General features: G+C 56.5%; 24 protein-coding genes. 16 read left to right on the top strand and 8 right to left on the bottom strand.

The window, feature by feature from the left end:
- The 5 genes from U2949_RS01000 to U2949_RS01020 all read left to right on the top strand — a co-directional run bounded on the left by U2949_RS01000 (position 1) and on the right by U2949_RS01020 (position 5,819).
- Positions 1-999: a tetratricopeptide repeat protein gene (locus U2949_RS01000; protein ID WP_321285668.1), complete on the top strand. Its 999-nt coding sequence runs from the start codon at positions 1-3 to the stop codon at positions 997-999.
- A 25-nt stretch (positions 1,000-1,024) separates the two neighbouring features.
- Positions 1,025-1,513, top strand: coding sequence for a DUF3613 domain-containing protein (locus U2949_RS01005; protein WP_052159417.1), 489 nt, complete (start codon positions 1,025-1,027; stop codon positions 1,511-1,513).
- A 34-nt stretch (positions 1,514-1,547) separates the two neighbouring features.
- The gene (locus U2949_RS01010; protein ID WP_321285670.1) at positions 1,548-3,620 is read left to right on the top strand and encodes a pilus assembly protein TadG-related protein; all 2,073 of its coding nucleotides are present in this window, start codon (positions 1,548-1,550) and stop codon (positions 3,618-3,620) included.
- 20 nt (positions 3,621-3,640) lie between these two features.
- Positions 3,641-5,044: a sigma 54-interacting transcriptional regulator gene (locus U2949_RS01015; protein ID WP_009456771.1), complete on the top strand. Its 1,404-nt coding sequence runs from the start codon at positions 3,641-3,643 to the stop codon at positions 5,042-5,044.
- Positions 5,045-5,105: 61 nt separating this feature from the next.
- On the top strand, positions 5,106-5,819 hold the full coding sequence (locus U2949_RS01020) for a DUF2968 domain-containing protein (protein WP_321285677.1): 714 nt from the start codon (positions 5,106-5,108) through the stop codon (positions 5,817-5,819).
- Positions 5,820-5,945: 126 nt separating this feature from the next.
- Here U2949_RS01020 and U2949_RS01025 read toward each other — a convergent pair whose 3' ends face one another.
- Genes U2949_RS01025 through U2949_RS01035 form a run of 3 tightly spaced genes read right to left on the bottom strand, consistent with a single transcriptional unit; the run spans position 5,946 to position 8,587 of the window.
- Positions 5,946-7,118, bottom strand: coding sequence for a vWA domain-containing protein (locus tag U2949_RS01025; protein ID WP_321285679.1), 1,173 nt, complete (start codon positions 7,116-7,118; stop codon positions 5,946-5,948).
- Entirely contained in the window at positions 7,108-7,728 is a 621-nt protein-coding gene (locus tag U2949_RS01030) for a GNAT family N-acetyltransferase (protein ID WP_321285681.1), read from the bottom strand. The genes U2949_RS01025 and U2949_RS01030 overlap by 11 nt, the downstream gene beginning before the upstream one ends.
- 1 nt (position 7,729) lies before the next feature.
- Positions 7,730-8,587: an AAA family ATPase gene (locus U2949_RS01035; RefSeq protein ID WP_009456767.1), complete on the bottom strand. Its 858-nt coding sequence runs from the start codon at positions 8,585-8,587 to the stop codon at positions 7,730-7,732.
- A gap of 217 nt (positions 8,588-8,804) precedes the next feature.
- On the opposite strand from U2949_RS01035, the gene U2949_RS01040 reads away from it, so the two are divergent.
- Together U2949_RS01040 and U2949_RS01045 are read left to right on the top strand one after the other, a co-directional pair.
- The gene (locus tag U2949_RS01040; RefSeq protein ID WP_407654143.1) at positions 8,805-9,161 is read left to right on the top strand and encodes a c-type cytochrome; all 357 of its coding nucleotides are present in this window, start codon (positions 8,805-8,807) and stop codon (positions 9,159-9,161) included.
- Positions 9,162-9,177: 16 nt separating this feature from the next.
- A complete protein-coding gene (locus U2949_RS01045) occupies positions 9,178-9,546 on the top strand; it encodes a c-type cytochrome (RefSeq protein WP_026483220.1) in 369 nt (122 codons plus the stop codon).
- Positions 9,547-9,560: 14 nt separating this feature from the next.
- On the opposite strand, the gene U2949_RS01050 is transcribed toward U2949_RS01045, so the two are convergent.
- The gene (locus U2949_RS01050) at positions 9,561-9,989 is read right to left on the bottom strand and encodes a DUF1841 family protein (protein ID WP_009456762.1); all 429 of its coding nucleotides are present in this window, start codon (positions 9,987-9,989) and stop codon (positions 9,561-9,563) included.
- 267 nt (positions 9,990-10,256) lie between these two features.
- Between U2949_RS01050 and icd the strand changes: the two genes are divergently transcribed.
- The 3 genes from icd to U2949_RS01065 all read left to right on the top strand — a co-directional run bounded on the left by icd (position 10,257) and on the right by U2949_RS01065 (position 14,393).
- Positions 10,257-11,513, top strand: coding sequence for an NADP-dependent isocitrate dehydrogenase (gene icd, locus U2949_RS01055; RefSeq protein WP_026483219.1), 1,257 nt, complete (start codon positions 10,257-10,259; stop codon positions 11,511-11,513).
- A 306-nt stretch (positions 11,514-11,819) separates the two neighbouring features.
- Positions 11,820-13,055 carry an acyl-CoA dehydrogenase family protein gene (locus U2949_RS01060; RefSeq protein ID WP_257723547.1) on the top strand — a complete coding sequence of 412 codons (1,236 nt, stop codon included), beginning with the start codon at positions 11,820-11,822 and terminating at the stop codon, positions 13,053-13,055.
- A 3-nt stretch (positions 13,056-13,058) separates the two neighbouring features.
- A complete protein-coding gene (locus U2949_RS01065) occupies positions 13,059-14,393 on the top strand; it encodes a carboxylesterase family protein (protein WP_321285685.1) in 1,335 nt (444 codons plus the stop codon).
- 14 nt (positions 14,394-14,407) lie between these two features.
- On the opposite strand, the gene U2949_RS01070 is transcribed toward U2949_RS01065, so the two are convergent.
- Together U2949_RS01070 and U2949_RS01075 are read right to left on the bottom strand one after the other, a co-directional pair.
- Complete coding sequence (locus tag U2949_RS01070; RefSeq protein WP_257723545.1) at positions 14,408-15,304, bottom strand: PaaX family transcriptional regulator; 897 nt, start codon at positions 15,302-15,304, stop codon at positions 14,408-14,410.
- A gap of 147 nt (positions 15,305-15,451) precedes the next feature.
- Entirely contained in the window at positions 15,452-15,757 is a 306-nt protein-coding gene (locus U2949_RS01075) for a Dabb family protein (RefSeq protein ID WP_257723544.1), read from the bottom strand.
- A gap of 291 nt (positions 15,758-16,048) precedes the next feature.
- Here U2949_RS01075 and U2949_RS01080 point away from each other — a divergent pair, with 291 nt between their 5' ends.
- The 4 genes from U2949_RS01080 to U2949_RS01095 all read left to right on the top strand — a co-directional run bounded on the left by U2949_RS01080 (position 16,049) and on the right by U2949_RS01095 (position 19,594).
- On the top strand, positions 16,049-16,546 hold the full coding sequence (locus tag U2949_RS01080; protein WP_009456753.1) for a flavin reductase family protein: 498 nt from the start codon (positions 16,049-16,051) through the stop codon (positions 16,544-16,546).
- Between the two features lie 59 nt (positions 16,547-16,605).
- Positions 16,606-17,937 carry an MFS transporter gene (locus tag U2949_RS01085; protein WP_321285689.1) on the top strand — a complete coding sequence of 444 codons (1,332 nt, stop codon included), beginning with the start codon at positions 16,606-16,608 and terminating at the stop codon, positions 17,935-17,937.
- A gap of 68 nt (positions 17,938-18,005) precedes the next feature.
- Positions 18,006-19,052, top strand: coding sequence for a M29 family metallopeptidase (locus U2949_RS01090; RefSeq protein WP_321285691.1), 1,047 nt, complete (start codon positions 18,006-18,008; stop codon positions 19,050-19,052).
- Between the two features lie 215 nt (positions 19,053-19,267).
- Positions 19,268-19,594, top strand: a complete 327-nt coding sequence (locus U2949_RS01095; protein ID WP_009456744.1) for a tetratricopeptide repeat protein — start codon at positions 19,268-19,270, stop codon at positions 19,592-19,594.
- A gap of 249 nt (positions 19,595-19,843) precedes the next feature.
- Here the strand turns inward: U2949_RS01095 and U2949_RS01100 are convergent, their stop codons facing one another.
- Together U2949_RS01100 and trxB are read right to left on the bottom strand one after the other, a co-directional pair.
- On the bottom strand, positions 19,844-20,614 hold the full coding sequence (locus U2949_RS01100) for a Smr/MutS family protein (protein ID WP_321285694.1): 771 nt from the start codon (positions 20,612-20,614) through the stop codon (positions 19,844-19,846).
- Positions 20,601-21,557, bottom strand: coding sequence for a thioredoxin-disulfide reductase (gene trxB, locus U2949_RS01105; protein WP_321285696.1), 957 nt, complete (start codon positions 21,555-21,557; stop codon positions 20,601-20,603). Before trxB ends, U2949_RS01100 begins: the two co-directional genes overlap by 14 nt.
- A gap of 43 nt (positions 21,558-21,600) precedes the next feature.
- On the opposite strand from trxB, the gene U2949_RS01110 reads away from it, so the two are divergent.
- Positions 21,601-23,976, top strand: coding sequence for a DNA translocase FtsK (locus U2949_RS01110; protein ID WP_026483209.1), 2,376 nt, complete (start codon positions 21,601-21,603; stop codon positions 23,974-23,976).
- Entirely contained in the window at positions 23,966-24,592 is a 627-nt protein-coding gene (gene lolA, locus U2949_RS01115) for an outer membrane lipoprotein chaperone LolA (protein ID WP_026483208.1), read from the top strand. Before U2949_RS01110 ends, lolA begins: the two co-directional genes overlap by 11 nt.
- Positions 24,593-24,705 lie beyond the last annotated feature (113 nt).

Genomic DNA, 24,705 nt, shown 5'->3' on the forward strand with positions numbered 1-24,705 from the left:
ATGAAAACGTCGACATGGACTCGTCCCTTGATGCGCTGGGCTGCGCTGGGTTTGGGTAGTACTTTGCTGGTGGCGTGTTCCACCACGGATTCCGCCTACGAGCTGGTGCGTCAGCAACAGGAACAGGAAGCCTTCTTGCAGAGCAAGGAAATTGAGCATTGGGAAAAGCGCAGACCGACTGACAAACAGATGGCGGTACGCATGCTGGAAGAGACGCAAAAACAGGGCCGTTACTTTGCGTCCCTGGCCTATGCCGAAGCCATGGAAAAGGAGTATGGCGCAGATCCGGAGGTCATGGTGTTGCGGGCTGAAGCACAGCGTCAAACCGGACAGCTGGAGCAGGCAGCGCACACCTTCAAGTCCCTGTTGAATACGCCCGTGGCCGGACGGGCTTATCAAGGTTTGGGTTTGATTGCTGGCTCGCAAGAACACTTTGATCAAGCTGCTCATTTCCTCAAGCAGGCGGCTGGGCAAGACCCCACGAATGCGATTGTGCAAAGCGATCTGGCTTATGCCTACTTGCGTTCCGGTCGCCCTCAGGAAGCACGTCTGGCCTTGGGCAAGGCGGCCGAACTGGCCCCGGATAACCCCAAGATACTGAGCAATATGGCCTTGTATTTGCTGGTCAGCCAGGAAACGCAACGGGCTGGTTTTGTGATGCAGCAAGCAGGTATGGACGCCGCAACCCAGCAAGCCATTGTGCAGATGGCCGAACAGATTGGACAGGATCTGGAGCAATTGCACGCCCGTCAGCAAATGCAGAAACAACACGAGCTGCGCATGGCAGCGGCTGCAAAGGATGAGCAGGCCAGAGCCCAGGCGGTGGCATTGAGTCCGGCTACTCCGACGGCGATGGGCCAGGTGGTCTTGAACCGATCCGCCCAGGCACAAAACCCGGCCGTGGCTCGTCCTGCTGCGGTTGTGGTTTCTTCTACGCAAGCGGGCTTGAACCGTCCCTTGCTGGAAAGCCTGGGCCCTGTGTCTTCGTCAATGAATTGATTGCCGTTTTTTCAAGGATATCGCAATGAACCGATCCCGCATTTTGGCCTGCTGCACCTTGTTGATGGCCAGTAGTGCCTGGGCGCAGACACAAGCTCCGCTGACTGGAACCATGGTTTCAGGCACCAGCACCTACCCGGTCAGCACCAGCCCGGCAGCGGCCAGCAACCAGGGTGTGCACACACCGGCCGCTCCGGCGGCAGAAACAGCGCCCGCTGAGCGTCAGCCTTACGAGAAGTACCGCTTGAGTGATGAGGAAGTACACCCTTGGCCTGAAGTGGAAGGCTTGCCTGTGCATGTACAGAACGAGCGTCGCCATATTCCGCCGCGTATCGAGGTGGGGCCTGATACTCGCAGCCTGCTCAGCATGCAGGCGGATCCGGACCGGGAAGGCAAGGTCTTGCCGGTGCATGGTGCGGCGGCCAATCTGGCCTGGGAGCGTTATTTGGAGAGCTTCAAGCATCCCATTCCTGAGTACATGAAAGAGCGCATCAAAACAAACGGTAGTGATTAAAGCCCACAGGGCTGGAGTGGGTCAGGAGAGCGAGATGAAATGGGGAAGAACTCGAACCCAGAGCGAGCAGGCACATAAGCAGCAAGGTTCCATTATTGTGCCTGCGGCCGCCGCGTTGCTGGTGGGGCTGGTGTTGCTGGGGGCGGCGCATCTGGGGCATAACTTCCATGTGAAGCGGGGGCTGCAGAACGCGGCTGACCTGGCTGCACTGGCGGGGGCGCAGGCCTTGGGTTCCGGGGACGCGCTGGGCTGCCAGCAAGGTGAAAGCATGGCCAGGTTCAGCCTGAACAGCCAGCCCGATTCGCCTGCTGCGGGTTTGACGGGCGATGGTGCCAAAGTCTTTTGCGGCAAATGGAATAGCAGCCACAGTGATCCGGCCCAGCGTTTTGTTTCTGCCTTGCCCGTTGATTCCGTGCGCGTGCATTTGAGCTATCAGCCGCCTTCCCTGTTCCCTTTCTTTACTTCCTCGGTGATTGAGGCGGTTGCCACCGCCAAGAACAGTGAGCCGGTTGCGACCTTCTCCGTGGGCAGTCGCCTTTTGTCCTTGAAGCGCAATGGTCTGGTCTATAACCTGCTGCGCGGCGTGGGCCTGCGCCCGGATCAGTTGACGGTGCTGGACTCGGCCGGTCTGGTCAATGCCAAGATTACGCCTTCCGGTTTGTTGAAAGCCTTGGGATTGCCCGCCACGGTTATCGCAGGAGTGGGCACACCTGAAGAATTGGCCCGGCTGGAGCAGCTGACTTTGGCCGATTTGCTAAGTGCCAGTCTGGCCTTGCTGGACCAGCAAAAAACACTGGGTCTGGACGTTGGGGCCTTGCAGGAATACATCCGCTTGTTGCTGGGCGTCGGGCCTCTGGATTTGCCCGTCAAACTGCTGGGCGATGGCGGTATTCTGGCCTTGATCGATGGTGTGGATCCCTTGTCGGCCTTGAATGTGAATCTGGACGTGCTGCAACTGGTCAACACGGGACTGGTGGTGGCCAATGGCAAGAATCTGATTGATTTGAACCTGACTGCGCTACCTTCCGGTTTGACCAATATGTTCAATAACGCCCTGGATTTGCGAGTGCGGATTGTGGAGCCGCCCAGCATCGCCATGGGCGGGATAGGCACTAAAGCGAACTCGGCAGGTGTGCGAGTCTATCTGAATCTGGATACTTCCAAGATTCCATTGGCCGGCCCGATCCTGAAGGTGCTCGGAACCGAAGTCAGCTTGCCGGTCATTATCGAGTTGTCCCAAGCCACTGGGGAGCTCGTCAATATCTGCCGTGCCCCGATTGCCGAGAATCAGGCTACGATTGCGGTCAAATCTTCCTTGGTGAATGTGTGTCTGGGCAAGTTCCCGCATTCGGATTTCTTCTCGACCAGCAATAGCTGCAAGGACGAATCCTTCGGGCAGATTCAGCGCCATCGTGTCATCAATGTGCTGGGTATCTTGCCTTTGACCGCCAAAGTCACCTTGCCCCTGATTGATACCAAAAACCCGGTTAATGTGACGTTGACTGCGCCTCCGGGTGAACCTTCGGAAGCAACCGTGAACGCAACTCAGCTGGACTTGTCCCGTAGCGTGCGCCTGCTCTCCGATGCGGTTCTGTCGGGCATTCTGGGCGACTTGCTGAACACCCCCTGGAGCGGCGCTTCCGGCAAACGTCAGATGGCAGAAAGTCTGGTTGGTGATGGGGCCGGGCGCTCTGTCTCTGCCGTTGTGAACGAGATGAACTGGTCCAAGGAACGCATGGAGCAACTGTCCCGCACCATGAGCCAGAACGGTTTGATTGGCGTGTTGGGCGGAACTTTGGGCTTTGTCGATAATTTGCTGACAACCCTGCTGGGCGCTCCTTTGAGTGATCTGGCCTGCGTGATCGGTGGTATCGGTGGTCAACAAGCGATGCGCGAATGCCGGACAGGGGCGGTAGAGGTGCTGGTCTTTAAAGACTCCAACCTGGTTGGTGCCGTACTAAGTCTGGTTGTCGCTTTGCTGGACCCTGTATTGCAAGGTTTGAGCGTGCTGCTGGAAGAACTGTTGAAGCTGCTGGGCCTGAGTCTGGTCGAGGCGGATGTGAAGCTTCACGATGTGCAGTGCGGTACTGCCTATCTGGTGCAATAGGGCGGGAGGCGAATACAGCAATGAGCGTCAGCTTTATGGGTAATGAGCCCGTTTTATACGTCTGGGAGGGTAGTTCCGATCTGGTGACGCGTGCCGAGCGCGCCATGGAGCCCAGTTCGGTAGCGGTCATGCGCGTAGAGCCTTCCCTGGTGCTGGACGCCGAGCGTCATCCCACGCGCCATGCGGTTGCACTGGTGTCTGTCAGTGTGATGGCCCAGGGACGTTTTGAGCAGCACCAGTGGCTGGTCGAGCACGCCATTCCAGTGATCTGGGTGGCCTCGGAGGACCGAGGCTACGACCCGCGTTTTTACCCCTCGGCCTACTCCTATACCTTGCCGCTGTCTTTCAGTCAGGCCGAGCTGCGTACCCTGGTGGCCAAGCTGGCCGGGCTGACCGCACAGGTCGAGCGCGAAGGGCAGGGTGGTCCTCAACCATTAGTAGCCGTATCGCCTGTGATGCGGGCCTTGATTGCTGAAGCGGATATGTACGCCGATAGCGGGGCCAGTGTTCTGATTCATGGTGAAACAGGTGTGGGCAAAGAACGTATCGCTCAATTGCTGCACGAGCGTTCTTCACGTGCGCAAGGGCCCTTTGTTCCGGTGAATTGCGGGGCGGTGCCTGAGGGCCTGTTTGAGGCCCACTTCTTCGGCCACGCAAAAGGAGCTTTTACAGGCGCGATCGGTGCTCATAAAGGTTATTTCGAGCAGGCGGATCAAGGCACCTTGTTCCTGGATGAAATCGGGGATTTGCCCCTGCATCAACAGGTCAAATTGCTGCGTGTACTGGAACAGCGCTCCGTGACGCGTCTGGGGTCGACACAACAGATTCCGGTTGATTTTCGTATGGTGGCCGCTACTAATAAAAACCTCTTGGGGTTGGTGCAACAAGGCCAGTTCCGTGCGGACTTGTATTACCGTTTGGCCGTGGTTGAGTTGCTGATTCCGAATCTGGAACAGCGAGGCTCCCAGGAGAAAATCGCCATTTTCTGCGCCTTGCTCGAACAGGCTCTGGAGTGCGACGTCGAGGACATCCCTCAATGGGTGCTGGATGCGGTGGGCAGCATGCGTTTTAACGGTAATGTGCGCGAGCTGGCTAATCTGGTGGAGCGCGTTGCTGTCATGAGCAAGCAGTTTGGGGCCTGGGAGTCGGTGCAGTTGCGGCAAGTGCTGGAACGTTTTAACGCCCCCGTTATGGCCCCGGCTCTGGCTTTGCCTGAAGGTGCGCCCATTCTGGAGCGACCCGAGCCTGTCATCAGCCTGAGCGCACAGGAGCAGGAAGAGCGTGCACGCATTATTTCGGTTCTGGATACCCAGAACTGGCGACGGCAGGATACCGCCGCCGTATTAGGGATTTCTCGTAAAGTTTTGTGGGAAAAGATGCGCAAATTCAACATAAAGGCACAAGATGCGACAAGCCGCGTTTAGAATACGGGCTGATTCTGTGTATCAAGCTAAACACAAAAAAATTGTTTATCAAGGGATGGGTATGGTGAACCTTAGTCAGAAGACGGCGGTGTTGCTGTCCTTGGGAGGACTTCTTTTATTGTCAGCGTGCAGCTCGGTGTCTTTGGTGCAGGAGCCAGAGCGGCCCGTGGTGGCGCAAACCCAGGAACAAGAGGTTGAAGAGGTAGCCCCGGTTGCGGCTCCAGCAGCCGCGCCAGCGCCCGCAGCGGCCCCGGCTTATCAAAATACCACTGTGGCTCAGTTGCAGCAGCTGATTCAGGCCCGTGCCGTGCAAGAGTTGCGTACCGCCTATAACGGCCGCTTCGGTGCCAGTCTGTTGTTCTCTGCCGAAAGCATGACCTACTACGTGGCCCTGTTCCAGCAGCGTGAGTTCTGGCGCGTCTTCAAGACCACCGACGAATCCCTGGCCGAGCGCATGTACACCCAGTACCGTCAGGACACGGTGGACTACGCTGCCGCCGATCTGGAGCGCATCAAGCTGCAGGCTGAGGTTGCCAAGGCTGAAAAGCAATTGAATGAAAGCGCCGATCAACTGACCGTGCTGCAGAACGACTTGGCGTTGCAGCGTCAGCAAGAAGCTTTGGCCATTGCTCAGCGCGAGGAGTCCCGCCGCGAAGCCCAGGCGCTGGCCGAACAAGAGCGTGAAGCCCGAGAGCAGTTGCGTGAATTGCAGAGTCAGATCAAGGAATTGGAGCGACAGCGTGCCGGGATGTTGCAGCGTCAAGGAGGTCGTTGATCGTTGCAGTAGCAAAGCTTGATTGAAAGCCCGCACAGTCGCAGGACTCTGCGGGCTTTTTTAATCGTAAATAAAAAAGACCCGAATTTCGGGTCTTTTAACTTGCTGCTTGTTAGAGGTCTGATGCTACCGCGACAAGTACCGCATTGCCTCTTCCAGCCCTGCGCTGGTGACGGGGTACATATGGTCGGACATCAGGTTCTGAATGATGGCAATGGATTGGCGGTAGGGCCAGTAGGCCTGCGGCTCGGGGTTGAGCCAGGCAATACGTGGCCAGTGGTCGTTCAGCCTTTGCAACCAGGCTGCGCCGGTTTCCTTGTTGTAGTGCTCGACAGAACCACCTGGGGCCATGATCTCGTAAGGACTCATGGTGGCATCGCCCACGATAATGACGCGCCAGTCCTCGTTGTACTTGCGCAGCAAATCCCAGGTTTCCAGTCGTTCGCTTTGACGGCGTGAGTTGTTTCGCCATACCGATTCATACACGCAGTTATGGAAGTAGTAGGCCTCCAGGTGTTTGAATTCGGAACGCGCAGCCGAGAACAGGGATTCAACCTGGGCGATGTGGTCATCCATGCTGCCGCCTATATCCAGCAACATCAGCACATTGACGCGGTTTTGTCGCTCGGCCTGCATTTGCAAATCCAGCATGCCCGCATTGCGAGCCGTCTCGCGTATGGTGCTGTCCAGATCCAGCTCGGTAGGGGCTCCTTGGCGTGCAAAGCGTCGCAGGCGTCGTAGCGCCATCTTGAAGTTGCGTGTGCCCAGCTCTTGCTGGTCGTCGTAGTCCACGAACTCGCGCTTTTCCCAGACCTTGATGGCGGTACGGTTCCCTGCCGAAGGGCCACCAATGCGGATACCCTCAGGGTGATAGCCACCATGTCCAAACGGCGATGAGCCGCCGGTCCCAATCCACTTGTTGCCGCCTGCATGACGCCCTTGCTGCTCTTTCAGACGTTCCTTGAACATCTCCAGCAGCTTTTCCAAGCCATGCTTTTCCAGTGCGGCTTTCTGTTCCGGAGTCAGGTTGCGCGTCAGGGTTTTGCGCAGCCAGTCCTCGGGCAGGGTTTTATCTTTGGCCAGCGCTTCCAGCTGCGGCTGACAGAACTCCCCAAAGGCCAGATCAAAGCGGTCGTAAAGCGTTTCGTCCTTGATAAGAACCAGTCTGGATAGATGATAGAAATCGTCCAGCGTGGGCGGCATGATGCCTTTGCACAAGGCGTCCAGCAGCGTCAGGTGTTCCTGAATGGAGACCGGCAGGCCGCGTTCGCGCAGGTGGTAGAAGAAATCAAGCAACATGGCTGTGCTGCCTTAGTTTGTCCAGCAAGTGGGCGCGGGTATCGGGCCACTCGCCTGCCATCAGGCTGTAGAGCATGGTGTCGCGTATCGTGCCATCGCGGCGGATGGCATGGTGGCGGACACGACCATCGAAACGCGCTCCCAGCCGGGTGATGGCTTGCTGGGATTTGAAATTCAGGTGGTCGGTACGCCAGCCCACGACTCCGGCTCCCAAGGTCTCGAATGCATGTTGCAGCAGGAGCAGCTTGGCCGCGGTATTGACGTGGCTGCGCTGGGCGCTGCGGGCGTACCAGGTGTAGCCGATTTCCAGGCGGGCTACTGGCGCAATAATGTCGTGATAGCGCGTGGTGCCGACAGCCCGGTCTGTTCTCAGGTCACGCACCAGAAAGGGCAGCATATGGCCTTGCTCCAGGCCGTCCAGCGCCTTTTTTACATAGTCCTGGGCCTGGCCGGGGGCGGGTACGCTGGTTACACGTACATTCCAAAGTTCGCCATCGGCAGCGGCGGCTTCCAGTAACTCCACGTGCGCCAGTTGCAAAGGCTCCAGACGCACGTCCCATCCTTCCAGTGTCACGGGGGCCAGTGGCTGGAAAAAAGCGCTTGTTTGCATATCAGCTCCGGCGCTGGCTGCGTTGGCTCATGGCGGCCAGACGCTGCATCAAGGACAAGTCCTGTTCGTTTTTCAGCAAGGCACCGGCCATAGGGGGCAAGCCTTCATCCAGCTCGTGCAGGGCATCGGCAGGAATATCGTTGGCCAGCAGCAAACGCAGCCAGTCCAGGAATTCCGAGGTAGACGGCTTTTTCTTCAGGCCGGGGACATCGCGCAGGGCAAAGAAGGTATCCAGGGCGCTGGATAGAATGTCGCTGCGCAGATTGGGGTAATGCACCGCCACAATCTGCTCCATGGTTTCGCGCTCGGGGAAGCGAATGTAATGGAAGAAACAGCGGCGCAGAAAGGCGTCGGGCAGGTCTTTTTCATTATTGGAAGTAATGATGATCAAGGGACGATGGCGCGCCTTGACGGTCTGGCGAGTCTCATAGACATGAAACTCCATGCGGTCCAGTTCCTGCAGCAAATCGTTGGGGAACTCGATGTCGGCCTTGTCGATCTCGTCGATCAGAACAACCGTGGGTTCCTCGGACTCAAACGCTTGCCACAATGTGCCTTGCACAATGTAGTTGCCAATGTCGCGAACTTTTTCATCTCCCAGTTGGGAGTCACGCAGACGCGACACCGCATCATATTCATACAGGCCCTGGTGGGCCTTGGTGGTGGACTTGATGTGCCATTGCAGCAGGGGGCGTCCCAAGGCACGGGCCACTTCCAGGGCCAGCAGGGTCTTGCCGGTTCCCGGTTCGCCTTTGATCAACAAAGGGCGTTGTAGCGTCAAAGCGGCGTTGACGGCCAGCTTCAAATCATCAGTGGCAACGTACTGATCGGTGCCTTCAAAACGGGTCGTAGTAGTCATAAATCGGCTCAAACTTGTACTTAAAATGTTGATCTGTCAAGAATAGAAACTCGGGTATAAATACTAGTATCAGTCATCCTTGGCAATTATCATACAATCGACTCAGTACTCGTCGGTCAGCATCACAGAGCCAGGTGTCGCGTTGATTCACCTTTTGCTGCAATAGACGCAGAGCCTGACCCGGACCGTTTTCAACTCCACGACAAAGCGAATAGCGATGATGAAGTTGCAAATGAAGCGGTATGTCTCTTTCTTTCTTCTGGCCTCAAGCTCCTGTCTGCCCTGGGCAGTCCAGGCGCAGGATTCCGAGCCGATCAAGGCCAATCCCGAGGCGGCGCGCGACAAGATCTCCATGTGTATAGGCTGTCATGGCTTGCCCGGTTACAAGGCCAGCTTTCCCGAGGTCTATCACGTCCCCATGATTGCCGGGCAGGGCGCTGCTTATATAGAAGCAGCACTCAAGGAGTATGCCAGCGGCGCTCGAACCTTCCCCACCATGCAAGCCATTGCGCTGAGCTTGTCCGAACAGGACATGGCGGATATTGCCGCGTACTACGCGGGCAACAAACCTTGAGGACGGGGAGGCACCTATGAGAAAAACAGTCTTGCTGGTGGCAATGGGGCTGATGGCCGGGGTGGCCGGTCAGGCGATAGCCGCTGAGGATCTGGCCAAGGCAGGCGGGGAAGCCTGGAAGAATCTGAATTGCGCATCCTGTCATGGTGACGATGCGAAAACGCCCTTGAACCCGGAATATCCCATTCTGGCCGGTCAGCATGCGGATTATTTGCGGCAGGCCTTGATGGCTTACAAGCGTGGGCAGGCCGGGGCACCGGCAACGTCCAATATTCGCAAGAATGCCGTTATGGGGGCGATGGCCAATACCATGAGCCAGGCGGATATTGACAGTATCTCCGTGTGGCTGTCGCGTCAGCCCGGCCCCTTGAGCAATAGAAAGTAAGGCAGCCTGCGGCTTTAGTCGCGCGTGCTGTGGCGCAAAATCAATTCGATATAGCGCTCGTTGTTCAGCGGTGTGCCCAGACGTTGTGCTTCCCAGATCACCTCGCCCAGCGCTTCCATAATGATGTGCGCTGCGGCGTGCTGATCGTGCCGGGTCAATAAGCGCTGATACGCCGCCTTGATGCCCGGAGGCTGGTCAATGGACAGTTGTTCATTGATAGCCAGGTGCATGGACAGATGCAGGAAGGGGTTGCTGCGTCCTTGTTCCACGGAATAGTCCTGGTTGACGGCGTCGGCGTTGCGCAAGTCGTCGTGGTATTCAGGGTGCTGTTGCACCAGGTCCACCGCCATGGTTTCCAGAGCGGTCAGCAGATGACCACTTTGGTGCTTGTCCCAAGCTTCAATGAAAAATTGGCGAACCTGCTCGCGAGAGGGGTTGAACATGGTGGAATCGAGATAAAAATAGTCAGAAAATGCGAATCTTCGGCGCGCGTTTTGCGTGAAATGGTGGGGGCGCAAGGCCGGCACAAGCTGCAATCGGGGCCGTGTAGAATGGATAAGTTGCCAAGAATGCAAGCATTTTTGGCAAGCTTTGAGTTTACAGGTGCCTGAATACGCGCGAATTAAGTTAAACTCTTATATAAGACTTCGGAAACGCGAAAGCGTTCCGTGTTTAGCTATCTCTAATATTGGAGCACAACTGGAGCATCCATGTCCTATCAGCATATCAAGATCCCCGCGTCGGGGCAGAAAATTACAGTTAACGCGGATTTTTCCCTGAATGTTCCCGATCAACCCATTATTCCTTACATCGAGGGTGATGGTACGGGCGTGGATATTTCGCCAGTCATGATCAAAGTGGTCGACGCTGCTGTTGCCAAGGCTTATGGCGGCAAGCGCAAGATCGAATGGATGGAAGTGTTCGCCGGTGAAAAATCCACCAAGGTGTACGGTTCCGACGTCTGGCTGCCAGAAGAAACTCTGGATGCCGTTAAAGACTACGTCGTGTCCATCAAAGGCCCTCTGACCACTCCCGTTGGCGGCGGCATCCGTTCCCTGAACGTGGCCCTGCGTCAGCAACTGGACCTGTACGTCTGCCTGCGCCCAGTGCGCTACTTCAAGGGTGTTCCTTCGCCTGTGCGTGAGCCAGAAAAGACCGAAATGGTTATTTTCCGCGAGAACTCCGAAGACATTTACGCCGGTATTGAATTTGCTGCCGAGTCCGAAAGCGCCAAGAAGCTGATCGACTTCCTGCAAAACACCCTGGGCGTGAACAAGATTCGCTTCCCCAATACCTCCGGTATCGGTGTCAAGCCTGTGTCCCGCGAAGGTACCGAGCGCCTGGTGCGCAAGGCCATCCAGTACGCCATCGACAACGATCGCTCTTCCGTGACCATCGTTCACAAGGGCAACATCATGAAGTTCACCGAAGGTGGCTTCCGTGATTGGGCTTACGAACTGGCTCAAAAAGAATTTGGCGCTGAATTGATCGACGGCGGCCCATGGTGCAAATTCAAGAATCCCAAGACTGGTCGCGAGATCATCGTCAAGGATTCGATTGCTGACGCCTTCCTGCAACAGATTCTGCTGCGTCCTGCCGAGTACGACGTTATCGCCACACTGAACCTGAACGGCGACTACATCTCCGACGCTCTGGCTGCTCAAGTGGGTGGTATCGGTATCGCTCCCGGTGCCAACCTGTCCGACTCCGTGGCCATGTTCGAAGCTACCCACGGTACTGCTCCCAAGTACGCTGGCAAAGACTACGTGAACCCCGGTTCGCTGATCCTGTCTGCCGAAATGATGCTGCGTCACATGGGCTGGACCGAAGCTGCTGACCTGATCATCTCCAGCATGGAAAAATCCATTACCTCGCGTAAAGTGACTTATGACTTTGCCCGTCTGATGGAAGGCGCAACTCAAGTGTCCTGCTCCGGCTTTGGCGATGTCATGATCGAAAACATGTAATGAATACAGGCTGTTAAAGCCGGTTTTCTACATGAGAAACCGCCGACCTTCGGGTCGGCGGTTTTTTTTTGTCTCATGCTGGCGCAGGCCATTTTTTCTCTTTTTTCTGCTTTTTTTGTGCTCAAAATATTGTTGATCGTTACTTTTATGCAATTAAAAATAAGCTTGGCGCATGATGTTTACTAGGTGAAAACCCGAATAAACTCAATAAAACAAGCGGGTTTAGCAGTTTTCATGATTATTGATATTGCGATTAACTGACGATAGCTATAAATTTGCCATATCAAATAATTCTAAGGAGCTGTTATGACTATCACAGGAGCTACATTGGTCGCCGAGCGCGAGCGGATCACCGTTACCCAGGCGCCATCCCGTCAGGAGACAGAGGAGATTTTGGAGCGTATCCACGAGATCGGCCCGCTGCTACGTGAGTTGGCCCCGCAGGCCGACCGTAATCGCATGTTGTCAGACGAGGCGGTTCAGGCTTTGGAGTCCACCGGGGCCTGGCGCATTTCGGCCTTGAAGCGCTACGGCGGTTATGAGGGTGGGGCGGAGATGCTCTTGCAATGTGCCAGCGCCGTGGGCTATTACGATCCGGCAGCAGCCTGGTGTGTGGTGATTTCTAATGGTTCGGTCATGCTGGCCAACCGCTTTAGCGATGCCATGCTCGATGAGGTGTTTGCAGACGGTCCAATCCGTGCGGCGTCCATTTTTGCCCAACCCCAAGGCACGGCAACGCCGGATGGCGATGGCTGGCGCATTACGGGCAAGTGGCCTTTTGCCTCGAACAGCAATCACTCGGACTGGGCACTGGGGATTTTGTTCATCAAGGAAAGCGAGCAGGTCGAGCCCACCGTGGGCTTTGTGCTGATGCGTCGTGATGAGTTTGAAATTCAGGATACCTGGTACACCATCGGTATGCGCGGCTCGGGCTCCAACACCATGGTGGCAGAAAACCTGTGGGTGCCCAAAGAGCGCCTGATTACGTTTCAGCAACTGATGGGTGATGTGCAGGAGCAAGATCCCTTGGCTACATTTGGTCGTCGTTTGACGCCGCACCTGACCATGTCCACCTGCATTCAAGCGCCATCTTTGGGAGCGGCTCAAGCCGCTGTGGATTTCACTACTGGCGTCAGTGGCAAGCGCGGCATCACCTATACCCATTACAAGAAACAGTCGGACTCGGGGGCGTTTGTGCAGAACCTGGGAACGGCCAGTATTCAGATTGATGGTGCCCGCTTATTGCTGGAACGCGCTGCGGCTCAAATTGATGCTGCTGCCTCTGGCACCGTGCCCATGCCTTTGGAGCTACGTGCTCGTCACCGCGCCGGAATCGGCCATGCCGGACACGAACTGGTGGATGCGGTGAACAATCTGTGCTGGTTACATGGCACGGCCTCTTTTGCGGAAAATAGTTTGCTGGGCCGCATGTGGCGGGATATTAATACAGGTACTCGCCATGCTTCGATTACCGCCCCTATGGGTTATGAGCTACACGGTAACGGCATGACCGGTACGCCTTACATTTCCAACAAGCTCTAAACCATGACGGCGACATTGCTGGTCAATGCTCCCTCGCGACGTTGTCATGCCGATGGCGTAGAGGTGCAGGCCTGGTATGGCCTACGTTACGCCCAGGGGGCGCGTCGTTTTGAAGCGGCGCAGGCGGCGACGGGGCGAGTGGCAGCGACCTCTCTTGATCAGGTGCCCGTATTCCCGCAGCGCCCCAGCCGCCTTGCGGCGGCGATGGGCGCAGGCAGTGCCAATCCGCAATCTGAAGATGCTTATTTTCTGAATGTGTGGGCTCCCGCCCAAGCGCAAGGTCTGCCTGTGCTGTTCTTTATCCACGGTGGAGCCTGGATGAGTGGCGGCGCTTCTTTGGATTGGTATGACGGCACCCGCCTGGCAGCGCAGGGCATGGTGGTGGTCAATGTGAATTACCGTCTGGGTGCCTTGGGGCACCTGGGCGATGCACAAGCTGACGATTTGCCTTTGCCGGCAGCCGACCTGCTCTTGGCACTGCAGTGGGTGAAAGATCGTATCCATGCCTTTGGCGGAGACCCGGACAAGATTGCCTTGATGGGGCAATCGGCGGGTGGCTGGTATGCGCATTTGCTCAGCGTGCTGGAGTCCACACGAGGTTGGGTTGATCGTGTTGCTTTGCTCAGCATGGGAACGCGCACGCCGTGGTCACCCGAGCAACAAAGAAAAACCACAGAGCGCCTGCGACAAAGCCTGGGTGATCAGTGGCTGACGGCGAACGTGGATATCTTGATGCAGCACGGCATGATGGCCTTGGACAAAGAGCCGCCACGTTTGGCCCATGCTCCTTCGGCATTCTTGCCTGTGGCTAGCGCCGGGATGCCGCCCGACTTCTTGAATCCTGACTGGGCGGCACAAGCCTGCCATGCGCAGGCGGTGTATCTGCGTTGTACTGCCCAAGAGTCCTCGGTGTTCTTTTTTGATATGCCTTTTCATCGGCAGGCGACGCAAGAGCAGGTCGATCAGGCTTTGGGTGTATGGCCTGTGGGAGACTTGCCAGACAGCCTGCTGCGAAATGGGGTGTATCAGGGTGCTGGATCGGGTCTGACGCCGTATCAGCAAGTGGTGGCCGCGTCGTCCTGGTTGCAATTTCAGCGTTTTCCCACGCAGTATGCGGCTAGTCTGAAGGCAGCGGGGCGCTCGGTGGTTTGGCGTCACTTCATGGAACAAAGCCCGCTTGAAGCGGTGTTCAGCGGGCATTGTTTTGATTTGCCTTTCCAGTTTGGCAACTTCCGGGCCTGGCAGGATGCACCCATGATGCAGGGGGTGACGCCAGAGCGGTTTGAGCGCGTCGCCCTGGATTTGATGGGCGACATCGCACGCTTTGCAGGGGGCTGACTAAAGGAGCAGGTTTACTCCGTGCCGCGGGCCTTCCAGTTTGGAATGGCCTGCTGCACGTGTTGCGAGCTCAAGGGACTAAGCAGTCGATGCAAGTCACCGAACAATTTGCGGGCCGTATTGCCTACCCAGTTGTCTGGCAATAGCTCGGGTGCCAGGCCTGGGTCCAGAAAGGGCAGTCTGCGCCAGCGTGTCACCATAGGCATATAGAGTCGGAAGGCTTCCAAAGGGTCGGCCGTGCCTTGGCGTAAAGCGGTTTGCCACGCTTCAACTTCGTGTCGATACGAGTTCAAGAAGGCCTGGTACTCATTGGCCAGCTTGTCCCAATTCCACCAGCGGGAGATCTTTTCCTGAATATCGCTCAGGCCGCTGGGTTCGCAGGTGAACAGTTCAATATAGGGCCAGAGTTGGTGCTCGCGTATGTACTCGACAGCCTCCGCCTGCAAGCGCGCCGGACCTATATACAGGCCCGCATTTACCGTGCCAAACCCCATGCGAGCCAAGCCTGTACGAATCTTGTGACGGTTCTGGCGTTCGCTTTCCGGAACGGAGAAGGAGACTAGCAGCCAGGGGTCCCGAATATTCATGGAGGGCGAGGAAAAAATCCGTTCATCACCGGCCTGCATATGCGGTTCCAGTTCGGCTGCCAAGGCATAGCCTTTGCCCGAGGCGGCTTGTTGGCTAACTAGCACGCCTTTTTTCTTGAGACGGGAAATGGCGGAGCGCACGCTGGACGGTTCAGCGCCCAGGTCGGCCAGAAGTTGAACCACGCTGGCCACGGGAATGATGACGCCGGTGGGGCGGGCGAACAGACCGTAGAGCGTCAGAATGTAGTGGTGCGGGGCAAGTTGCTCGTGCTCGCCATGGTCTCGGCTAGCGATGAACTCATCAATCGCGACGCTTGCTTTCATTCTGTCTTCCGGTGGTGGGGCTGATTGCTACCCATTTTTGATAATAGGTTTGTAGCGGGCCATTTTACCGTGCGTGCCCCGGCGGCGCTAGCGTAGCCGCACTGGGGCTGCTTGCGTCCTGTTTGCCAGGGCGCCAGCTTGAGCTTCTTAGGGCAGGCTTTCCTCCAGCACGCTGTCCAGCACGACGATGTCCTGAATGTGCGGGGCGATGGCATCCAGCATGGCCTGGTGAGCATCACTCTGTCTGTAGGCGTCCAGTGCCTCTTGAGTGCGGAATACAGACAGCAGGGCATGGCTGTAGCGCGCCGAACTGCGTGACAGGTTCGGCACCCATTCAAAGCGTTCTATGTCTGAGCATTCCTGATGTATGCGGATAAAGGCCTGGTCCAGCTTGGGTTCCAATTCCGGGCTGACAGGGGTGTGGGGTGCCATCAAAACGATATGTAGATACATGCTGTCCTTGTGGATTCCGAGAGGTTTTAAGTTTATGAGTTATTGCAAATAAATAATGACGAAACATAATACGCAATAATATTCGGATGAATTGTATAGGCCTATAGCTTTTAAAACGACGAATTTTCATAGGGTTAATACCTAAATTCAACAAAAACCATCCTCGTTTACCTGTTTTGTTATTGCAAATAAATGACGATCGAAACAGAATTGAGGCCAAGCGAGTGTGTTGTCGCAGAGCTCGCCTCATTTTGGGTTTTGGGTCTTTAACGCCTGAGCAGAGTCATCGTCATGAAAGAAAACATAAGTGGGTTGGGAGCCAGGGTGGTGCGCGAAGCCTTCGGACATTTTCCATCCGGGGTAGCGGCCATTGCCGCTGTACTCGATGGCAAGCCGCAAGTCATTGTTGCGTCCAGTTTTTCCGTAGGAGTTTCGCTGGATCCGCCTTTGGCCGCCTTTTTTGTGCAGAAAAGTTCCTCGACCTGGGCGCTGCTGTCTCGCGCCTCGCGTCTGGGGGTGTCAATTTTGAGTGCTGAACATGCGGCTATTTGCCGTCAGCTGGCAGGACCGGACAAGGACAGCCGATTCAGCGATATCGAGGTCGAGCTGACCGAGGAGGGGGCCGTCCATATACAGGGGGCATCAGTCTGGTTTGACTGCAGTGTTTTTCAAGTGCATCCCGCCGGGGACCACGATGCCGTGCAATTGCTTATCCACGATGTGCAGATCGAGCGCGAAATCTCGCCATTGATCTTTCATCGTTCTCGTTTCACGCAGTTGGTGGCCTGAGCCACCGGATCAAAAACAATAAACAAGAAGCATAACTATCACAGTGAAGGGGACATCTCTTGGACGCACATACACCATCTTTGCGCGAGCAGCCCATGACTGCCGCGCAGCGTCGACGCGTTATTTTGGGGGTTGGGGCGGGTAACGCCCTGGAGTGGTACGACTGGACGGCTTATTCGATTTTTGCCGCCTATTTTGCCAAGCAGTTTTTCCATAGTGAGGACCCGCTGGCGGCTTTGCTGGGTACGTTGGCGGTATTTGCTGTTGGCTTTTTCATGCGCCCGCTGGGAGGCATCTTTTTTGGCTGGCTGGCCGATCGCAAGGGGCGGCGTTTCACCATGACCCTGTCCATGCTGGTGACCGCCTTGGGCAGTTTGGTGATTGGTATCGCTCCTACGTATGACATGGTGGGGCCGATTGCCGCCCTGTTCTTGTTGATGGGGCGTTTGCTGCAGGGGATTGGTCACGGCGGGGAGGTGGTTTCTTCCTTTACCTATGTCACCGAAATGGCACCTGCTCACAAGCGTGGGCTGTGGTCCTCATCCGTTTTTGTCTTTGTCACGATAGGGGTGCTGGCCGCCGTTCTGCTCAGTGCCTGCCTGACCAGCATGCTGGGCGAGGATGTAGTCCGAGCCTGGGCCTGGCGCGTTCCTTTTGTTCTGGGCGGTGCCTTGGGGGTATATGCGCTGTATCTGCGCAGAAAGCTGGATGAAACCCCCATGTTCAAAGCCCGTCAGGCCGCAGCGCAAGCGGCAGGCAAAACGGCACGCCCGGGCGCACGCGTGTTCTGGTCGGATGTCTGGAAGTATCGCAGCGCCTGCTTGCGCGTATTTGCCTTGTCGGCTGGCGGCACCGTGCTGTATTACGTCTGGGCCATCATGGCGCCCACCTTTGCCATTACCTCCCTGGGCATGCCTGCCGCCAAAGTGATGTGGGTGGGGGTGGGGGCCAATCTTTTCCTGATTCTGTGCCTGATTTTCTGGGGCGCATTTTCGGATCGTTTTGGTCGCAAGGCGAACTGGTATTTCTTCTCCATCGGTTCAATCATCAGCATCATCCCGCTGACCATGGTGCTGACCGGCGGCCAGGGCGAGATCTGGCGTCTGGTGGTGTTCATGGCGGGCGGCATGCTGTTGATCTCGGCACCCACCGCCATCATGCCGGCCTTTTTCCCCGAGCAGTTTCCGACCCGCATTCGTGCGGTTGCCATGGGCTTGCCCTATTCGGTTGCTGGTGCCCTGACGGGCGGGACCGCTCCCTATTTGCAAGCCTGGCTGCATTCCATCAATCAAAAACAGGTTTTTGATTGGTACCTGATCGGCCTGTGTGTTCTGGCTTTGTGGGCCACCATTGCGTCGCCCGAGACCAAGGGCAAGGATTTGCGCGACTGATGTGTATAGGCGCTGCCCGGCTGAAAGAGCCGCGCAGCGCCTTTTTTGAATTTTCTAGGAGTAGTGAGATGTTGCGTGAGCATATTGAAGGCAAGTGGATTGCTGATTTTGTAGAAGTGTTTGGACTGTGCAAAGTACAAGCCGGCGAGATGGCCGTCGTGCTGTCCGAGACGCAATCGCGCTCCGTGCTGGCCGAGCTGGCTGAGTTGGCCCTGACGCAAATGGGGGCACGGGTCTGCCATGTGAAACTGGTATCGCCACGTCTGAAAAGCAATATTGCCCTGCGCTCGACCGGGACGTCTTTGGCGCTGGAAGGTATGGACCCGATTGTCCAGGCTTTGGCAGGCAGCCAGTTCATTGTGGACTGCACCGTAGAAGGGCTGCTGCATTCGCCCGAGCGTGCCGCGCTGCTGGCCAAAGGTGCCCGCATCATGATGATTAGCGACGAGCACCCCGAGATTCTGGAACGGGTCAAACCCAGTCCTGATTTGCAAAGCAAGTGCGATATTGGCGGCAAGTTGATTACCGATGCCAGTGTCATGCACATTAGCTCCGAAGCCGGCACGGACCTGACGGTCAGCCTGGCGGGTGTGATCGGGCGCGGCAGTGCCGGGATTGCCGACAAGCCGGGCAGCTTTGGGTATTGGCCTGCTGGCCTGTGCATTTGCTACCCCAGCAATGGCAGTGTGAATGGCACGCTGGTGCTGGATAGTGGAGATGTGAACCTGACCTTCAAGCGCTATCTGGAATCGGCGGTGACCCTGCGTATCGAAAACGATTATGTCGTGGCTATTGAGGGCAAGGGCGTGGATGCCGATTTGATCCGCTCCTATTACGCCAGCTGGAATGACAAGGATGCCTATGCGGTCAGTCATGTGGGCTGGGGCATGGCACCGGCGGCTCGCTGGGACTCCATGGCCATGTATGACAAGCGCGATACCAACGGAACCGAGTTGCGCGCCTTTGCCGGTAACTTCCTTTTCTCTACGGGCGCAAATCCAGCGGCGGGCCGTTTCTCCGATTGCCACTTTGACTACCCAATGCGCAATTGCACGGTTAGCCTGGATGGCCGTGAAGTCGTCAGCAAGGGAGTGTTGCAAGGCGATCTGGCCTAAAGTGCTAGCCAGGGCGGCACCAGCAGGGGAATGGGCCTACAGAGTCTGGCCTGCTGAGGCCGCCCTTTGATATTCCGTGGTACAAAACCAAGCTCAATGGTTTATGGCTAGATGGTTCAATAGTCATAAAGCTGTGCAGGCGTGTCGCGGCCGCTATTTTGCTTTGTGTGAAGGCAGTGCGACCCAGCCTTGCTTTGTTTTCAAGGGTACGGATTATGCGCGAAGGATTGGAGAAGCTACTAGCGGCAGGCAAGGATAATGCCTTGTTGCGCTTTGGCCTGGGCAACGCCTGTATGGGCGAGGGCGATTTGGAAGCGGCTCGCGAACATTTGTCCAAAGCCGTGGAAATGAATCCGCGTTACACCGCAGCCTGGAAGCTGTTGGGCCGGGTGCTGGTGAACCTGGAGCAATTCAAACAGGCCAGGGAAATTCTGGAGCAGGGCTTGGTGATTGCCCAAGAGCAGGGCGACAAGCAGGCTGAGAAAGAAATGCAGGTGTTTTTGAAGCGGGCCGTGAAGGCTTTGGACCAGGCAGCAGAATAAAGACTGCGAATGGGCGACTGATATTTTCTTACCATGCGGGTATCAGTGCATTCCCTAAGTGTGACAGCTTTATAAATGGGGCACAATACGTTTCATGCAGGTGAGGAGACATAGCCCCGCAACGCTGGGCAATAAAGACCGAAATAAAACGGTCACTATTATAAAAGCAATAGGCAGTACAACATAACAACAACAAAAAAAAGGCCAGCGAAAGCTGGCCTTTTTTACGTCTGTACCTACTGGAAAAAATTAAACACCGGGTTCGGACATGGCTTGCAGCACCAATTTGACGGCACCTTGCCCACCTTCGTTGGGCGCGCATTCCATATAAGCCAGAACGCTGGGCAGTTGGGTTAACCAGCGACGCACGGCATGACGCAAAACGGGTTCGCCATTGCGCGAGCCGTAGCCCGTGCCATGGACAATTCGTACACAGCGCACGCCGTGCTCCAGACATGAGCGCAGAAAGTTGTCCAGTCGCTCGCGGGCCTGTTCCAGATCCGAGCCATGCAAATCCAGGCTGGACTCAATCGGCCAACGGTTGCGTTCCAGATCGCGCAAGACATCGGTGCCACAGCCAGCACGCAAATGTCGTATATCGTTGCTTTCACCTTGCGCGCTGACATATTGGTCAGAGGCTTGGGGCAGGGCAGGAGCATTGACGGGGGCACCGACCGCATGCCGACGACGTTGCTCCAATTGTTCCGGGCTGGCCGCAGGGCGGCTCATGACTATGCTTTGGCCGCGCTTTTTCAGGGGGGCGACATTACGCATGGACTGGCGTAGCCAGGCTCTGTCGCTGGGGTCCAACAACGAAACGGGGTCTTCAGCCGCTGTTGTGGCGCTGCTGACAGGAGCCGGTTTGGCAGGTTTGCCACCCGGATCTGGCGGGCGAGGACGCTTGCGAGCTTGGGGACGGGCGGGGGCCGGGGGCGGATTGAGATCCTGGCGGACCTGACCTTGTAACTTCTTCAGGTCTGCCAGACTACGCCCTACGGCTTTGGGCTTATTTGTTTTCATCCAACCAGCGCTGTGCGTCCAGGGCGGCCATGCAACCGCTGGCTGCACTGGTAATGGCCTGACGATAGATATTGTCTTGCACATCGCCCGCGGCAAATACGCCAGGAACGGAAGTCATGGTTGCCATGCCTTTCAGACCGCTGCGAGTCGTGATGTAGCCGTCGTGCATCTCCAGCTTGCCTTCAAAGATCCCGGTGTTGGGCTTGTGGCCGATGGCGATAAAGGCGCCGGTCACAGCCAGGTCTTCCGTGGCCTGAGTCTGGTTATTGACGATGCGCACACCGGTTACGCCAGAAGCGTCACCCAGCACTTCCTGCAGTTCGCTGTGCAGTTTCAGGCGGATATTGCCGTTCTGGACGCGATCCATCAGCTTGTCAGTCAGGATGGGCTCGGAACGGAAGGTATCGCGACGGTGTATCAGCGTCACGGTCTTGCAAATATTGGACAGGTACAGGGCTTCTTCCACGGCGGTATTGCCACCACCGACCACGGCCACGTCCTGGTTCTTGTAGAAGAAACCGTCACACGTTGCGCAGCCGGACACCCCACGGCCCATGAATTCCTGCTCTGTGGGCAGACCCAGGTACTGAGCCGAGGCGCCTGTCGCAATAATCAGCGAATCGCAGGTGTAGACTGTGCCACTATCACCATTCAGGGTCAGTGGGCGGGTGGACAGATCAACCGAGGACACCATGTCAAAGATTAATTCTGTTTCGAATCGTTCCGCATGAGCCTGGAAACGTGCCATAAGATCAGGTCCCTGGACGCCTTGGGCATCGGCTGGCCAGTTATCTACATCCGTGGTGGTCATCAGTTGGCCACCTTGCTCCATGCCAGTGACCAAGACGGGGTTGAGGTTGGCGCGGGCTGCGTAGATCGCTGCGGTATAGCCGGCCGGGCCTGAGCCCAGAATGAGTACTTTTGCGTGCTTAGTAGTCGACATCACAGAAAATCCGAAAAAGACGATCTCCAATTATAATGAGTCCATGGCAAGAATACCTGCAACATCCCCTCGTTCGTCCCGGTCATCCAAAAATGTGCGTAATGGGCCTTCAGCCCTGCAACAGCGCCTGACAGGACTGCTGCGCGAAGCACGGTGGATTATCTTCGCTGCTCTGGCAGCCTGGCTGGGCCTGGTACTGGCAACCTGGGATCCGGGCGATCCCGGCTGGTCGCATTCCGTGCACTCGGGTCTGACTCAAAACGGCGGGGGCATTTTTGGTGCCCACATCGCCGATTTCCTCTTGTTTCTATTTGGTCTGACGGCCTGGCTTTGGGTGGTGCTGCTGGTGCAGCGCGTGGCCGTGGGCTTTTACCGTCTGACCGCTTTGCTTTTGCCCAGCACTAAAAACGAGGATGTTCTGCCTCGGGTGCGCTGGGAAATTGGCATAGGCTTTTTCTTTTTGTTTCTGGGCAGCATGGGCCTGGAATCGCTGTTTTTTAAAGACCTGGGCCAGCAATGGCAGCTCCCTGCGGGGGCGGGTGGGCAGTTAGGCCAATTATTATCGCAACTATTAGTAACTTCGATAGGCTTTGGTGGAGCCTCTCTGGTGCTGATGGGCCTGCTCGCCGGCGGAGCCAGTTTGTTCTTCGGTTTTTCCTGGCTGACGTTGGCAGAACGTCTGGGCGGCTTCATTGAGGGGGCAATTCGCCGTTTGATGACTTTCTGGTCAGCCCGTCAGGATCGTCGCGTGGGCGAGGTCAAACGTGCCGAGCGTACGGAAAGCGTGGTCGCCAAGCAGGAGCAACTGGTGCACGAACAGCCTGTGCGTATCGAACCTGCTTTTGTGGCTGTGCCCAAATCGGAGCGCGTCGAGAAAGAAAAGCAGCAGACCTTGTTCAAGGCGCCTCGTCAGGCTGGCGAAGCGGGCGACTTGCCTCCGCTGTCCCTGCTGGACCCTGCCTCTGACAATGTAGAAACGGTGTCACCGGAAACCATTGAGTTCACCTCGCGCCTGATTGAAAAGAAATTGTCGGACTTCGGTGTTGCGGTGACGGTGGTGACCGCCCAGGCGGGGCCGGTCATTACGCGCTACGAGATTGAGCCTGCCACGGGCGTGAAGGGTAGCCAGATCGTGAATCTGGCCAAAGACCTGGCCCGTGCCTTGAGTCTGGTCAGCATCCGGGTGGTGGAAACCATTCCCGGGAAAAACCTGATGGGCCTGGAACTGCCCAACCCCCGCCGCCAAATGGTGCGTCTGGAGGAAATCGTAGGCTCGCAAACCTATCACAGCAGCGCCTCTTTGCTGACCATGGCTTTGGGCAAGGATATTGCCGGTAAACCCGTGGTGGCGGATCTGGCCAAGATGCCTCACTTGCTGGTGGCAGGTACAACCGGCTCCGGTAAGTCCGTGGGGATTAACGCCATGATTCTGTCGCTGCTGTACAAGGCAGACCCGGCAGACGTGCGCCTGATCCTGATCGACCCCAAGATGCTGGAAATGAGTGTCTATGAAGGCATTCCTCATTTGCTGGCACCGGTGGTCACGGATATGCGTCTAGCCTCCAACGCCTTGAACTGGTGTGTGGCTGAAATGGAAAAACGCTACCGCTTGATGAGCAAGCTGGGCGTGCGTAATCTGGCCGGTTACAACGCCAAGATACGCGAAGCGCAAAAGCGTGAAGAGCCTATCCCCAATCCTTTCTCCTTGACGCCAGATGCGCCCGAGCCGCTGTCTGTTCTGCCCATGATTGTCGTCATTATTGACGAGCTGGCAGACTTGATGATGGTGCAGGGCAAGAAGATCGAAGAGTTGATTGCCCGTTTGGCCCAGAAGGCCCGTGCGGCTGGTATTCACCTGATTCTGGCTACTCAGCGCCCTAGCGTGGACGTAATTACGGGTCTGATCAAAGCAAACATTCCTACCCGTATCGCTTTCCAGGTGTCCTCCAAAATCGACTCGCGCACCATTCTGGATCAGATGGGGGCGGAAACCTTGCTGGGCATGGGCGATATGCTCTATTTGCCGCCCGGTACAGGTTTGCCTAAACGAGTGCACGGCGCTTTTGTCAGCGACGAGGAAGTTCACCGCGTGGTTGAACACTTGAAGGAACACGGCGAGCCCGATTACATCGAAGGCCTGCTGGAAGGTGCTGTCGAGGGCGAATCGGGTGAGGGGGTCAACCCCGCTACTGGCATGGTCGATGCTGAAGCGGACCCGCTGTATGACCAGGCTGTTCAAGTCATTATCAAAAATCGTCGCGCTTCGATTTCGTCGGTGCAGCGTCATTTGCGTATTGGTTACAACCGGGCAGCCCGACTGCTGGAACAAATGGAACAAGCCGGTCTGGTATCGGCTATGCAGCCTAATGGTAACCGTGAAATTCTGGTCCCCGCAGGAGGTGCCAAAGATGAAGATTAAGACACTGCTGGTCAGCATGTTGCTGGTCGCTACACCTGCCTTGACCATGGCCGCTTCGGCCAGCGAGCAATTACGCTCTTTTGTACAAGATGTGCGTGCTGCGAAAGGCGAGTTTTCCCAGCGTACGGTCGATAGCAACGGCCAGTCCAAAGGTGCGCCGCAATCCGGGCAATTCGTGTTTCAGCGCCCTGGCCAGTTCAAATGGCATGTGCAACGCCCTTATGAGCAGTTGATCGTGTCTGACGGCAAGCTGCTTTATCAATACGACCCGGATCTGGCCCAGGTCACCGAGCGTGGTGTGGACCAATCCATCGGCGCTTCGCCTGCTGCGATCTTGTTTGGTACTGGTAATCTGGAAGACTCCTTCCGTCTGGTTGAGCAAGATGCACGGGATGGGCTGGAGTGGATCCGAGCCACGCCTTTGCAAAGCGATGCCGGCTTTTCCTACGTAGATATCGGCTTCAAGGATCGTGAGCCACGTCGTCTGGAATTGCAGGACTCGTTCGGGCAAACCACGTATATCGACTTCACCGGCTTGGAACCGAACCCTCGGATTACCTTGGGTACCTTCACGTTCAAGGCTCCTGCCGGAGTGGATGTCGTCTCCATGCCTTGATGCACATTCTGTTTTTGTGCAGCTATCGTCAGGATCAGCACTTGGCTGGCTCTGACAAAACAAGTTTTCAATACAGACCTGGTCCGCTTGGCCAGGTCTTGCCATTTTAGGAA

Origin of the sequence: Alcaligenes phenolicus (assembly GCF_032063905.1) — a bacterium.
GTDB lineage: Bacteria > Pseudomonadota > Gammaproteobacteria > Burkholderiales > Burkholderiaceae_B > Alcaligenes > Alcaligenes phenolicus.